9 protein-coding genes are annotated in these 13885 nt (G+C 46.6%); 4 read left to right on the plus strand and 5 right to left on the minus strand.

Annotation, left to right across the window (positions count from 1 at the left end):
* The first annotated feature begins 52 nt into the window (after positions 1 to 52).
* Together lpoB and ICN34_RS08145 are read left to right on the plus strand one after the other, a co-directional pair.
* Complete coding sequence (lpoB, locus tag ICN34_RS08140) at positions 53 to 637, plus strand: penicillin-binding protein activator LpoB (protein WP_370623994.1); 585 nt, start codon at positions 53 to 55, stop codon at positions 635 to 637.
* Positions 638 to 672: 35 nt separating this feature from the next.
* Positions 673 to 1710, plus strand: a complete 1038-nt coding sequence (locus ICN34_RS08145; RefSeq protein WP_072582138.1) for a hypothetical protein — start codon at positions 673 to 675, stop codon at positions 1708 to 1710.
* A gap of 20 nt (positions 1711 to 1730) precedes the next feature.
* Here the strand turns inward: ICN34_RS08145 and ICN34_RS08150 are convergent, their stop codons facing one another.
* The 5 genes from ICN34_RS08150 to trxA all read right to left on the minus strand — a co-directional run bounded on the left by ICN34_RS08150 (position 1731) and on the right by trxA (position 7275).
* Positions 1731 to 3122 (minus strand): MATE family efflux transporter, encoded by a 1392-nt coding sequence (locus tag ICN34_RS08150; protein ID WP_216121909.1) that lies wholly within the window; start codon positions 3120 to 3122, stop codon positions 1731 to 1733.
* Between the two features lie 3 nt (positions 3123 to 3125).
* Positions 3126 to 4844: a glycosyltransferase family 39 protein gene (locus tag ICN34_RS08155; RefSeq protein ID WP_216121910.1), complete on the minus strand. Its 1719-nt coding sequence runs from the start codon at positions 4842 to 4844 to the stop codon at positions 3126 to 3128.
* A gap of 89 nt (positions 4845 to 4933) precedes the next feature.
* Positions 4934 to 5281: a type B 50S ribosomal protein L31 gene (locus tag ICN34_RS08160; protein WP_072582141.1), complete on the minus strand. Its 348-nt coding sequence runs from the start codon at positions 5279 to 5281 to the stop codon at positions 4934 to 4936.
* Between the two features lie 156 nt (positions 5282 to 5437).
* A complete protein-coding gene (rho, locus tag ICN34_RS08165; protein ID WP_011903147.1) occupies positions 5438 to 6700 on the minus strand; it encodes a transcription termination factor Rho in 1263 nt (420 codons plus the stop codon).
* A 248-nt stretch (positions 6701 to 6948) separates the two neighbouring features.
* Positions 6949 to 7275, minus strand: coding sequence for a thioredoxin TrxA (gene trxA, locus ICN34_RS08170; RefSeq protein WP_062309025.1), 327 nt, complete (start codon positions 7273 to 7275; stop codon positions 6949 to 6951).
* Between the two features lie 110 nt (positions 7276 to 7385).
* Between trxA and ICN34_RS08175 the strand changes: the two genes are divergently transcribed.
* Together ICN34_RS08175 and ICN34_RS08180 are read left to right on the plus strand one after the other, a co-directional pair.
* Entirely contained in the window at positions 7386 to 10352 is a 2967-nt protein-coding gene (locus tag ICN34_RS08175; RefSeq protein ID WP_216121912.1) for a PD-(D/E)XK nuclease family protein, read from the plus strand.
* Complete coding sequence (locus tag ICN34_RS08180) at positions 10349 to 13885, plus strand: UvrD-helicase domain-containing protein (protein ID WP_370623995.1); 3537 nt, start codon at positions 10349 to 10351, stop codon at positions 13883 to 13885. The genes ICN34_RS08175 and ICN34_RS08180 overlap by 4 nt, the downstream gene beginning before the upstream one ends.

Consider the following 13885-nt stretch of genomic DNA (forward strand, 5'->3'; position numbering starts at 1 on the left):
AAATCAATTAACTATTTAATATTTAAAAGATTTAGGCTTATTAAGGATGATCATGAACACTAAAACTATTCGCTTATCTGCTATTGCATTATCAGTAGCAGCGCTTGCTGCATGCTCAGGACCGCAGGTTCGTTACGGCGATGCGAAGGCGGTAGAGACCGTTAATGCAAACTATGGATCAACTGATCTACAGATGATTGCCGAGGCAATGACAAGATCACTGCTCCAGTCTAAGGCTATCTCTGGAAGTAAAGATGCGCCTATTGTGACGCTTGCAGATGTGAAGAATAAGACTTCTGAATATATCGATACGCGTGTAATTACCGATAAGATCCGCACGCAGTTAATGAAGAGCGGTCAAGTGCGATTCGCAGTGAGTGTTTCTGAAATGCAAAATCAGACTGAAGAGCTCAAGCGTCAAAATCAGTCAGGTTTATATAAGAACAGCACGATTGCCAAGACGGGCAATATGCAGGGCGCTCAGTATCGTATCGAAGGATCGATTGCTTCTATTGTCAAAAACACCAAGGATGTGAAAGACGTTTATTACGTATTTAATCTCAACCTCATTAACAACGAATCCGGTTTGCTCGAGTGGGCTGATGAAAAAGAGATTCGTAAGACTGCTACACGCTAATACGCAACTCAACACCATAATGAATTGAGCAACACATGAATAAAATATTATTAGCTTGTGCGGGTATGAGCCTAGTTTTTTTGGCTGGCTGTGCTAGCAAGCCGCCTGCTCTCGTCGAATCTGCGTATATTGGCCAAGTTCCAGCAGACCCACCCAAAAATCCCGTAATCAGTGCTGAGGCCCTAAAGGCCGATTCCAAGTCAATTGCAGTCACTGATATCTACTTTAAGAAAGAAGGAAAAAATTTAACGTTTGTCGAAGAAACTAGGACGACAACAGATAGCAATATTTCTTCTGCGATTGCGCCCAAGACTATTGAGGTGGATGCGGATAAAGCCAATGCATCTGCTATTGCTGGCGGGGCAAATTCATCTGCGTTCCCAGTGAAGTTCACTAATTTGGCCGATCCTACAGCTACTAGTCCAGGTGTAGCCGCAGCGCCTGTAACGGATACGGCAGCTCCAAGTAACAGCTCTTCAAGCGCCAATACTCAAAGTATGAAGAAGTCGGGATATCAGGCCAATAATGAGTATGGAGAATTGCGTTACTTGGCCAACCCCATTCGTGGCCTGTTGATTAAGTCTGGCTATAAAGTGGTTCAAGCCAAGGCTGCCGTAGCCGCCCCTAATCAAGGCGATGAGTACTTTGATATTGTTAAACGGATCAAAGCTGGCGATTTCGGTGATGCAGACTATGTTTTATACGGTGTGTTGGCGGAAGTCTCTAGCACGGATAACGTATCTGATATTCCTGGAACCAAATCTACCTCGCAACAGATGACGCTTGAGGTAACGGTGGACTTTAATATCGTCGACACCAAGACAACGCAAATCGTTGCGTCATTTGTAGCTTCTGGTGAAGGTAAGGACGTCCAAATCGATGGCAGAGACACTGGATATAAACCAAGTAATGCAAAGTTAATGAAGTTGGCTTCATTGGATTTGGCTGAGGATGTACGCAAGCATTTGGCTGATCAAAACTTTATTACTAACAATCCTGGTTCGGCAGGGCAGTTGCGTAACCTCAAAACCCGTTTAAATGACGATGCCTCCACTTTGAAGGTCTATAAGTAAGGGACTCAAAGTAGTTTGCCTTAAACCTGTACCGGCGGATGCGTCTTCTCATAGCGCTCCGCCGTTCTTCTAAAGAGATAGAGCAAAAAGCACGCAGCTAAGCCTAGACTTAAGCTGTTGCCAGCCCAAAAGCCATTGGCGCCCTGTAGGAATGCCGGTGTATTGCCAAATATATTAAAGCCCATGAGGTAGCCGCCACCAAGGCCTACGCCCCAGAGTGAGCCTGCATAAATCACCATCGGTAAAAAAGCAATGCGATAGGCCCGCAGAATAAATGCCGCGGTAACTTGAAGGGCATCAAATACTTGATAGAAGGCTATAAATAAGAAGAGGGGGATAGAGAACGCCTTTACCTCTGCTGGTGGATCGTATAAATCCAATAGCTGTATTCTGAAAATCCAAACTGCGATACCAATAGTGATGCACAGCGTGGTGGTAAAAAAGACAGATGACCAACCGATCTCTTCGGCACGCTCGGGCTTGTTGGCACCAATAGATTGTGACACTAAGGTCATGGTTGCAATGGAGAGGGATAACGGCACCATGTAGATGACGGTTCCCATGTTGGCTACGATTTGATGTCCCGCTAATGCCGTAGTTCCAAGGCGGGCAATAAAAAGCGACATAAACGTGAAAGAGGTTACTTCAATCAAGTAACTAAATCCAATAGGTGCACCGAGCTTTAATAATGTCCAGATACGATGCCAATCCGGCATGCTAAAGCGGGCAAAGATCTTAAATGGTTTATAAAAGCGATCAAATAAAACGAAGCCTAGAGTCATGAGTAGCCAAGACCAGTTAATGATGACGGTAGCTACAGCGCAGCCTGGTCCGCCCATGCCCTCTATGCCTAAGCCTCCATAAATAAAGAGTAGGTTTAAGGGTAGCTTGAGTCCTAGGCCAATAATTTGTACAACAGTGATGACGGTGGGGCGTGAAACTGCATTGTGTAGGGCCATCAATACGCGCATAGCCATGCTGGCTGGTAAGCCAATTGCTAGGATATTGAGATATAACTTTGCTTTACCTTCAATAACATCATTGACTCGGGAAATAGCTAGCAAGTGATCTGCATTGAGCAAAATGAAGCAGCCCAAAATAGTGAGACCTAAAGCAAGCCAAGCCGCTTGCCGCACTTCTTCGCCGATTTCTCCAAAACGTTTAGCGCCAAAGAGTTGTCCTGCAATTGGTGCTAACGCCGAGATCACTCCGGTGAGGCCTACGTAAATGCTGATAAAGATGGCTGATGCCATTGCCAGCGCCGCTAAATCATCGGCTGAATAACGTGCCGTCATCGCAGTATCGAGCACGCCAAATGCAATCACAGCAAGCTGTCCCACTAATAAAGGTCCGGCTAGTTTTAGTAAAGAGGGGATGTCCTCGCGAAGGCGCGATAGTTTAAAGTGCAGCACGAATTATTCCGGGATAACTTCGTAGAGACGCAGGCGTTCATCGCGGTCAGCAGCACGACGATCTTCCCAGAGCAGTGTGAGCTTTTTATTATTTAGCTCTGCATATGCCTTTGCTTCGGATTGGCTGTGGGTTAGCATCCATGGGCAATTGGAGTCATCTCGCAAATTGAGCTTGGAGAAGTATTCAAAAGAGGCGAGCTGTGCAGGACCTAGATTGGTCGTGTCTATGCAGCTACCGCCAGCGGGGATTACTTGCGCCAATCGCGCAGAAACCTGACGATAGGTTTTAGCGTAGTTAATAGTTGGCAGCCATAAAGACATCAGCAGTACCCACATCAAAGTAGTCCCTGATGCTGAGATGATGAGGCAGCGCCAGATTTCTTTCGGGGCCCGAGAAGTTCTCCAGCGAACTACTGCCAGCCATACACCCGTAGTAGCAAGAGCAACGATAAAGGCCAAAACATTAAATTGACCAGTAAATCCAGGTAGTAGGCGTGCAATATTGGCGGCCGTAGATTCTGGGTAGCCAGTTACTTTTGCGAGCCAAATAATCCAAATAGCTAGCGCGATCAGCGTAAAGCTAAACATTGCAAACCAATCAATAAAGCTAATGACGCTTCGCTTAAGAACAGGCAGGCTAAATGCGGCAATAATCGAAAGGCTTGGAATCAAAATCATTAAGTCATGTTCATTTGCTTCTAGGCGGAACAAAACATAAATTAAGCTGCCGATGAATAAACTCAAAGGAATGCAAAGATGGGGTGCGCGCCATGCGCCCGATTCTTTAATGCGACCCCAGTGCGCAAGGGAGACGATTGCGAGCGGCCAGACGGGCCACGCGTAAGCCCAGAAGTTCACACTCAAGAAACCGAGTGATTCAATTGATGGAGTAGCGCGCATTTCCGGTACATTGCGCCAGCCTTCTTCAGCGATATGACGCCATTGCGCTGGCAGATCGGCTAGATACCAAATCAGCGGCCAAATCGCAAAACCGATTAAACCTAAAACGGTGCTAGTCAGCGTCCAACGAAAGCGTAACTTCGCATTGCTAGCAATGACTGCAATGATGGTGGAGGTAACAATGATTAAGCTGAGTGTGAGATTGCTTGATAGGGCGACGATGGCAATACCAAGGCCAGTCCAAAAACCACCTTGCCAAGGTTTATCTAAGCCGCGCACTGTGCCATATAGCACGATGCTAATACCCATGAGCTGCGCCATCATTGGTGTTGTTTCATGGGCGCGTTGCGCTAGACCTACGCATGCCAAGAAAATGAGCAGCGCACCATCAGCTAAGGTCATGCCGTAGCTCTTTAAATCAGGCTGACCACCAACCGCTAATGCCATCGGCTGCACTTCACGACGACGACCTAATAAATAGGTGGCATACCAAATTGCTAGTGCAGCAGAGAAGAAGCAGATGGCGGCGTATAAGCGTGCAGCATTAGCGGCGCCAATGAATGGACCAAACCACTCAATGAGGGTGGCGCCCATCCAATAAGGCAAGGGTGCACCAAGAGAGATATCGCGTCCAGCTAAGTGGGGAACCATCCAGTCTAAGGAGTTACCGCGAAATAGTGTCCACATGCCACCAAACCCAATGGCATCCTCATTCTTCCAGGGGTCCCGAAAGAAGAGGCCAGCGAAACCATAAACTAAGGTCAGCGCAAAAATAATAATGCGCGGAATAGATTTAGTGGCAGCGGCAGTAAGTTTGACCATGGGTGAAGTTCAAAATAAAAAAGGCAGCAAACGCTGCCTTAATTATCTCGCAGAGCAGGTATTTAACATACCCCGCGAATAGAAGTGGTTTAAGCCTTCTTCTTAGCTGGCTTTTCAGCAGCTTTAGCTTCTGCAGCAGCAGCTTTTTTCTCAGCTGTTTTAGCAGCGCCATCACCGGTAGCTTTAGCAACAGCCTTAGTACCGAATTTCTGACGGAATTTCTCAACACGACCAGCGGTATCCATAATTTTCTGGGTACCAGTGTAGAAAGGGTGTGATTCAGATGAAGTCTCGATCTTGGCCAATGGATATTCATTGCCATCTTCCCACTTGATTGTCTCTCTAGTAGACATAGTGGAGCGAGTCTTGAAGCTGAAGTTATTGGAAACGTCTACAAAGACGATTTCGCGATATTCGGGGTGAATGCCAGGTTTCATGTTGAGTCCTATGAGCGGGGAGCCGTTTGAGCCAAATTGGCTGAAATACTTTCCCAGGTTTTAAAAGCGGTAAAGGCGAAATTATGCCATGAAATCAACAACAAAGCGCTGTTTAGGTATCTAAAAAGGGCTGAAACAGCCCTCTAGACCCCTAAATTAGCCTCCGCGACGCATTAAGTCGAAGAATTCACCATTATTTTTGGTTGATTTGAGCTTATCTACGATGAAGTTCATCGCCTCGATATCGTCCATATCGGCCAGCAATTTACGCAATACCCAGATCTTCTGGAGGTTCTCAGCTTTAACCAAGAGCTCCTCGCGGCGGGTGCCAGACTTATTGAGGTTAATCGATGGGTAAACACGACGCTCAGCCAAACGACGCTCAAGGTGAACTTCCATATTGCCAGTACCTTTGAACTCTTCATAGATGAGGTCATCCATGCGGCTACCAGTTTCAATCAGAGCAGTTGCGATGATGGTTAATGAACCACCTTCTTCAATATTACGGGCGGCACCAAAGAAACGTTTTGGACGTTGTAATGCATTGGCATCCACACCACCAGAGAGTACTTTGCCTGATGAAGGAACAACAGTGTTGTATGCGCGTGCAAGACGAGTAATGGAATCTAACAAGATGATCACATCTTTGCCCATCTCAACCAAGCGCTTGGCTTTTTCAATCACCATCTCGGCAACTTGAACGTGACGTACTGCTGGCTCATCAAAGGTAGAGGCAACGACTTCACCGCGAACAGAGCGTTGCATCTCAGTTACCTCTTCAGGACGCTCGTCAACGAGCAACACAATCAAAATCGCTTCAGGATTATTGGCAGCAATCGCGTGAGCAATGTGCTGCATCATCACAGTCTTACCGGATTTTGGTGAGGCCACAATCAAGCCACGTTGGCCGTAACCAATCGGGGAGATCATGTCGATGATGCGGCCAGTGAGGTTCTCTTCGGCTTTGATATCACGCTCTAAGCTGATCACGCGATTTGGGTGCAATGGGGTTAAGTTCTCGAACATGATGCGGTTCTTGAGGGCTTCTGGAGCCAAACCGTTGATCTTGTCTACCTTTACCAAAGCAAAGTAACGCTCACCATCTTTAGGTGTACGTACTTCACCTTCAACGCTATCACCAGTGTGCAAGTTAAAGCGACGAATCTGCGCAGGGGAGATATAAATATCGTCAGGAGAAGCCATGTAAGAGGCTTCAGGAGAGCGCAAGAAACCAAAGCCATCAGGCAGTACTTCCAAAGTGCCGTCACCGAATACGGTTTCGCCAGCCTTCGCACGTTTTTTCAGAATGGCAAACATTAATTCTTGTTTGCGCATCCGTTGTGTGTTTTCAATCTCCAAGCTAGCTGCCATTTCAAGCAGAGCGGATACGTGGAGGACTTTGAGTTCAGTTAATTGCATGTGGTTCTCGGGTGTTGATGAATTTGAATTTGGGAATTTGTTTTGGAGTATCGCTGCGCTGATTTAGATCACGCAGAAGTGGAAAAACAGAATTTGGGAATTTGCTAAAAGAAGGGGGAGGTAAATTGCTGAAAATCGGAGCACTGATTAGTGCGTTTGAGTAATACTACACCAAAAAATGCATGTGACAAGCGTTTAAAGCGGTAAAAGCCACAGGCTCAGCTGGTGAACCTGTGGTCTGAGACTATTTACAGATGACTATCAATAAATGCAGTCAACTGGGATTTGGCCAAAGCGCCTACTTTTTGAGCAGCCACGGTGCCATTTTTGAAGAGGATTAGGGTAGGAATGCCGCGAATATTGAACTGGGCAGGTACGCCTTGGTTCTCATCTACGTTCATTTTTGCGATCTGTATCTTATCGCCATACTCGCCAGCGAGCTCTTCCAGGATCGGACCAATCATTTTGCAAGGACCGCACCACTCAGCCCAGAAGTCGAGCAGAACAGGTTTATCGGACTTGAGGACGTCTTGTTCGAAAGAGGCGTCAGTTACATATTTAATGCCGGCACTCATGAAAATTCCTTATTTAGACTTATTTAGCGAGTTATTTAATTATGTCGTTATAACGCTTATATTAGCAATAAGCGAAACATTCTGCTCAAAATAGATAAATTACTCCATTCATGCCCCAGCCTTTCCAAGCCCTTTCTGAGCAAAAGCAGCCTCAAGCTTGGGCAATTGCACCCAATAGCCAAGCGCTTACCCAATTGGCAAAAGGCATCTGGGATTGTGCAGTGCAAACCAATCAGCGCCCCCTAGTGGTTCTGAGTACTGCGGGACCATTAATCGGGGTAAGAGCAGCCCTTGAATTAAACCGACCCAAAGATCTTCCAAGCAACATCGCATTCTTGCCTCAAGTCATCAGCTTTACAGATTGGCTGGAAGCTGCGCCAGGCGCATGGAAATTTCCAAAGAAGCAAAGTGATTTAGAGAGGTGGTTGGGGGTCTATGCCACTTTGCGCAAACACAAAGATCTGCAGTCATGGTTTAAAGCCGAAACAGAATCTGGTGCATGGGGTCTAGCGCAAGCAATCGTTGAAGCATGTGACACCTTATCAACTGCAGTGAGTCCACAACTGCAAAAACAGATTCATGAATTCATTCAAAGTAATCGGAGTGAGCAAAGTAATCTCGGCGAGATCTGTCTGAGTCAGGCGCAGAATTTGCTCGATAGTACCGTTGCTAAAGTCTACTCAGGAATGGCGCGTAAGGTCGTTGATCAAGAGACCAAGGTCTTGCTCACATTTTGGCGCTACACCGCGAGTGTGAGCGATCCAGCATTTCGTAATCAGTTTGCAATGGCAGCTCATCTCGAAGCTGCTAAGAATGCAAATCCCGCAAGACCTCTGATATGGGTAGAGACTGCTGATCCGACTCCCATCGATCAAGAGATCATCGGAGCTCTGCTGGCCGAGTATGCCCAATATGCTCCTGTGGTAGAGGCCAGGATGAGCTGGGGTGATGTGGGTTTATGGGCAGAGACAATTGGTACTAGTGATGCGCAGGCAGAGGCGCTCAGAAATCTTAGGCAAGCCCATAGCAAGAGTTGGAGCCTGATTGCAGCTAAACGCTTTGAAGAGCTTGCGTGGGCTGCTGCCAAAACAATAGAGCAACATCTGATTGATGGCAAAACTCAGCTGGCACTTGTTGCACAAGATCGCTTGGTGGCTAGAAGGGTGCGTGCACTGCTTTCAAGATTAGGCCCAGCACTTAACATTCGGGATGAAACCGGTTGGAAGTTATCCACTACGCGTGCTGCAGCTGCACTTAATAGTTGGTTAGAACTTATTAAAGCGCCAAAAGATGGGCCCAGTGCAAAAGCCTTGCTTGAGTTTTTGCAGAATCCTTTTTTAGATCTTGGAAAGATTTTGAATCGAGATGCAGAGGTCTGCATCGGACTCATTGCAGAGCTTGAAGATATCCTGGTGGGTAGTAAGGCAGAGTCTGGTTGGAAAACCTTTCACCTAGCCATAGAGGGCGCGCAAGAGAACGCAGCCAAAACATCTAGCGCATTACCCAGTACTGCATTATTTGAGTTATTGCAGTTTGTCAGAGAGCGCCATCATGAGTGGTTAACACTCAAGTTTGATTGCAGTAAAGCGTATGCTCACCTGCAGGCCAATCTCCAAGCGACTGGCATGGATCAGAGCCTTGAAAAAGACTCGGCCGGCAAGCAATTGCTGGAAGTGCTCAAGACATTTGATTTGAGTAAGACGCAATACCAACAAACCTCTATTCGTTTGAGTGAGTGGCTTAGTTTGCTTAAAACAGTTATTGAAGGCGCAAGCTATCAAGAAGCTGGTAAAGAAGCCAAAGCCACACTGAGCATTTTGCCTTTGAGCTCTACACGTATGCGTGACTTTGAAGCAGTGGTTGTTGTGGGTTGCGATGAGCAGCAGTTGCCAGCTTATTCAGAGCCACTATTATTTTTCTCAGACGCGCTTAATCAGCTGTTAAAGACCTCAACGATAGCGATGCAGTTTGTGCAGCAAGCTAGAGATCTTTCGCAATTGCTAGTGTCATGTCCCAGTGTTGATTTGCTCTGGCAAAGCAAAAGTAATAATGGAGAACCGCTCAGACCATCGGCATGGATACAGCGTTTGCAAAATCTAGTTAAGTGGGAAGCCATTCCAGCTCAATTGAAAAAACGTGCTTTTGAACCGAGGCCCATGGAGATGGCGGTTGCGCATTTTGAAGAAGATCTACCAATGCCGCTGTCAATGAGTCCCAGCGCCTATAAGGCTCTGCGAGATTGCCCATATCGTTACTATGTGCGCAGTCTATTAGGCTTACGTAAGAACAAAGAGTTTGATGAAGGCTTTGACGCCTCGTTGGCCGGACAGACATTGCATAAATTGCTCAAGCGCTTCTATCAAGCACTCAAAACTCAAGAACATACTAATCCTGCGCTGAAATCCAATTTAGATCAAAGACGTGCTTGGATGGAACAAGTCTTAAGTGTTTATTCAGAGCAAGAGTTTGCTTCTTTGATTGAGGGTGATGCAAGAGTGATGGGCGCGTTAAGAGATTGGCAAAAACAAATTCCTAGCTTTGTAGATTGGCAGTTGCAACGTGAGTTAGCAGGTTGGCAATATTTCGATGGCGAAGTCAAAGTTGGCTTTGATTTGCCATTTAAGGATGTGGATGGCAATCCTAAGATCATTCGTATTGAGGGGTATGCCGATCGTTATGACATCAATGTAGATAACAACAAGCTTGCCTCAGTGATTGACTATAAAAATCAACGTTTTGAGAGAGTCAAAGTAAGGGCTGAGCATATTCTGGATGATCCACAGCTATTGATCTACGCACGGGCCGCCAATGAAGGTCAAGAAAGCCATAAGCTGAGTGGACATCAGGCACAGCAAGCCGAATGGGTGGCCTTGAAGGCGGATATTTCTAAGGGCGAGCAAAAAGCACTGCGCAGCCAAGAGGTGGTTGATATGCCGGAAATGATGCAACAGTTTTCCGAGCAAATTACAGAAGACGTAGAGCAGCTTTGGGCTAAAAAGCCCATGCAAGCATTCGCTCCAGAAGGGGTATGCCAATACTGCGAAGCAAGAGGCATTTGCAGGAAGGGGATTTGGTGAGCAATCGAATGAATACGCTTCCAGAAAAGCAACCCTATTCAGAGAGGCTTGCTTGTGATCCACAGCGTTCGGTCATTGTGTCGGCTTGCGCAGGCAGTGGCAAGACTTGGTTATTAGTGGCCCGGATGGTGCGGCTGTTGCTCGATGATGTGAAGCCACAAGAGATACTCGCACTCACGTTTACACGCAAAGCGGCACAAGAAATGCGTGACCGCCTATATGGATTGCTTGAACAATTTTCAAAAAGTGACGATGTCTCTTTGATGAAAGAGTTAACCGCTCGGGGTATAGAAAAAGAGCAGGCCGAAAAATATCTGCCCAAGGCTAAAGCACTTTATGAGCAGGTGCTGGCAAACCCACAACCAATTGTGATTGATACCTTTCATGGTTGGTTTGGCAGGTTGCTGGGCGTAGCTCCAGTATCAATGGGCATTCAACCAGGGTTTAAGTTGCGTGAAGATGCTAAGCGACTGCAAGAGGAGTGTCTTGATGATTGGTGGGGTGGTCTCAGCCCAGAATTGAAAGCGCATTACGACGTTTTATTGGGCTATTTAGGTTCACACGAGACGCAAAAACTTTTAATGGGTAAAGGTAGCCTCTTTAAACAAAGGGGTGCATGGACTTTCTTTGCGAAGCAATGCGATCAAGCGGGTATCACTCCAATAGAGCGCCTAAAGCAATCTCTGCATAAACTCAATATGCCAAACCCATTACTGGCTACTTGGAATGCGCCCAATGCATTAGCTGACCTCGAGTTTTTGGAGTATTGCTTTAAAAATAGCAGTACCAATGATCAAAAGCTATTGCCTAATTTAATGCCGGCCCTAGCCTATAAAAAGGGTGGCGGCAACGTGATGGATGTTGCCAAGAGTTTGCAAGATGTCTTTTTGACGAAAAGCCCTGTGAAGTACCGCAGCGGTAACGATACGATTTTGAATGTTTTGGAAACCTTCTTAAATAATGAAGGTAAAGCAGAACGCATAAGTGATTACATTGCTATCAAGCAAAACTGGGGCCACACCTTTGAGGAATATCTCCTCTGGCAGGCAGAGCAGGAAGTCTTTTCGATTAATGAAGCCTGGTTTGCCTTGAATCAATCCATGATGGCGCACGCTAATGCCCAAAAAGAGAATATGCGCGTACGTGATTTTGATGATTTAGAGATTGGTGTTAGCTTATTGATGGGGGAGCCTGAGCACGCAGCCTACCTTCAATCGCGCCTTGATGCAAAGTACAAACAAATTTTGGTCGATGAGTTCCAAGATACCAACCCATTACAGTGGCAAATTTTGCGAGCTTGGTTAGCGGGCTATAGCGAAGGTGATGAGCGGCCAAAAGTCTTTATCGTAGGCGATCCAAAGCAATCAATTTATCGCTTTCGCCGTGCCGATCCTCGATTGTTTGTAAGTGCAGCGCAGTTTTTATATCAACGTCATGATGCTGCTTACATTGAGCAGGATAAAACGCGCCGTAACGCCCCCGAAATCAATAGCGCTGTTAATAGAATCTTTCAGGGTGAGCAAGTACCCCCTGACTATCCGTATTCAGAGCAGCAAACACTGTGGTCCACCCCAGATGAGAGTAAGCCTGCCGACGCTTATGCTGGGCAAGGTGAGATTTACTTGCTGCCATTGATTGCCTATGCAGAGCAGACCCAGGAGTTGCGAGAGGGCAGTGCATTTGATGGAGCGATTGCTGATTCAAGTGAAACAGTTGGAGTAATTCAGCGTCAGCATGAGGGTGAGTTGGTTGCGAGCCTGATTAAAGAAGTTATTGCTACACGCAAGGTCGCTGATAAAGAAGGTGCTAAGGAAATTTGGCGTGAGGCTAGAGCAAGCGATTTTCTATTGCTAGTAAAACGTCGTAAATATTTGCCTCAGTACGAAAGAGCGCTACGTGATGTGAAGCTCGCCTATGAGAGCCCGCGCTTAGGCGGCTTGCTCAACACTCTTGAGGTCGATGATCTGATTGCCTTGCTTACTGTACTTGTGACCCCGCGTCACGATTTACCGCTAGCCCAGGTTCTCAGAAGTCCTATATTTGGTTTTACAGAAAAACAAATGCAGCAACTAGCGGTGGCGATGACTTCTGGTCAATATCGTTCTTGGTGGGATGGGCTACAAGATAGTAAAGACGCAAAAATACAAGGTGCTGCGCGTTATCTCCAGCATTGGCGGCTTTTAGGGGAGCGCTTACCAGTGCATGACCTACTTGATCGTATTTATCAAGAGGGTGATGTACGCCTCAAATATGCAGCAGTCTGTCAGGATCTCGATCGCCCACAGATATTAGCCAACTTGGATGCATTCTTGGAGGTGGCCCTTAATCAAGATGGCGGCCAGTATCCAAGCCTGAGCCGTTTTATTCAGGAAATGAATACTAAACGCCGCGGTGATGATGATGAAACACCCGACGAAGGTGATGTCGATGCGGCTAGTGATGACAACTTGGTTGAAGTAGATGAAGAGAGCGAGATGTCAGAGGAGGATCGCCATAAGCGCGTGCGCCTGATGACAATTCATGGCGCTAAAGGACTAGAATCGCCATTTGTCATTATTCTTGATGCGAATAATACTGACACTAATGTCGACTACAGCGGTGTCTTAATTGATTGGGCGCCTCAAGAAGAGGGTCCATCCCATTTATCCCTGTTTACTTCTAAAACATTAACTACCCCCCGCGCCAAAATCAATGAGGCCGAGAAGCAAATCGGTGAAAAAGAAAACTGGAACCTGCTTTACGTCGCTATGACTCGTGCACGTCAAGGTCTATGGATTAGCGGTGATGCCCAAAAGCCTACCACCAATAATCCCAGTGGCTTGGATAAAGCTTCTTGGTATGGCAAGGCGAGCAAAGCTGAGTTGTCTGTGTATCAGGTAGGTGAGCAAGTAGTGGCTAAGGGGGAGTTTGAGGCCATCAAACCTGTGCAAGAAAACGCAGTTGAGGATTTTGTCTTGGACTGGGACTCTGCGCAAGAAAGTTATGCGCAAATGCTGTCTGACATCGAGAGCGGTGTGACGGTTGAAGTATTTGCCGGTGAAGATGAGAAAGTAGGCAATCCCGATCCAGAAATCCTAGAAGAGGGCACAAACTTCCATAAGCTGCTCGAGTTCCTCACCCCAGATTCCAGTAATGAAATAAAGCCGCCTATGCCAAGCGAGCAAGAGCTTATGAATTGGTTGGGCGTAGATCAAGAGCATGCGAAAACATTACTCTCTCGCACCAAAACAGTCTTAGATGCTCCAGAGCTCAAGCGCTACCTGACATCGGGTGAATGGCTACAAGCTTGGAATGAGCTCGATATCGCTAGTGAAGATGGTAAGAGCTATCGCATGGATCGCTTGGTGGAGCTTGCCGACCATCTGGCCATCATCGATTACAAGCTGACTATCCCAGAAGTGGGTAGCGAGAAATATGAAAAGTATCGCAAGCAATTACAGGGCTACCAAGCTGAACTTACGCGCATCAGAAAAGACAAGCCAAACAAGGCTTATTTGATTTCATCAAAAGGCGAGATGGTAGAAGTGAAGTAG

This window comes from Polynucleobacter sp. Tro8-14-1 (assembly GCF_018881655.1).
In the GTDB taxonomy this organism is placed as follows: domain Bacteria; phylum Pseudomonadota; class Gammaproteobacteria; order Burkholderiales; family Burkholderiaceae; genus Polynucleobacter.

Coding starts and splice junctions, on each gene's coding strand:
- ICN34_RS08155 (WP_216121910.1), bottom strand. CDS start 4,844: ATGGTCAAACTTACTGCCGCTGCCACTAAATCTATTCCGCGCATTATT.
- ICN34_RS08145 (WP_072582138.1), top strand. CDS start 673: ATGAATAAAATATTATTAGCTTGTGCGGGTATGAGCCTAGTTTTTTTG.
- lpoB (WP_370623994.1), top strand. CDS start 53: ATGAACACTAAAACTATTCGCTTATCTGCTATTGCATTATCAGTAGCA.
- trxA (WP_062309025.1), bottom strand. CDS start 7,275: ATGAGTGCCGGCATTAAATATGTAACTGACGCCTCTTTCGAACAAGAC.
- rho (WP_011903147.1), bottom strand. CDS start 6,700: ATGCAATTAACTGAACTCAAAGTCCTCCACGTATCCGCTCTGCTTGAA.
- ICN34_RS08175 (WP_216121912.1), top strand. CDS start 7,386: ATGCCCCAGCCTTTCCAAGCCCTTTCTGAGCAAAAGCAGCCTCAAGCT.
- ICN34_RS08160 (WP_072582141.1), bottom strand. CDS start 5,281: ATGAAACCTGGCATTCACCCCGAATATCGCGAAATCGTCTTTGTAGAC.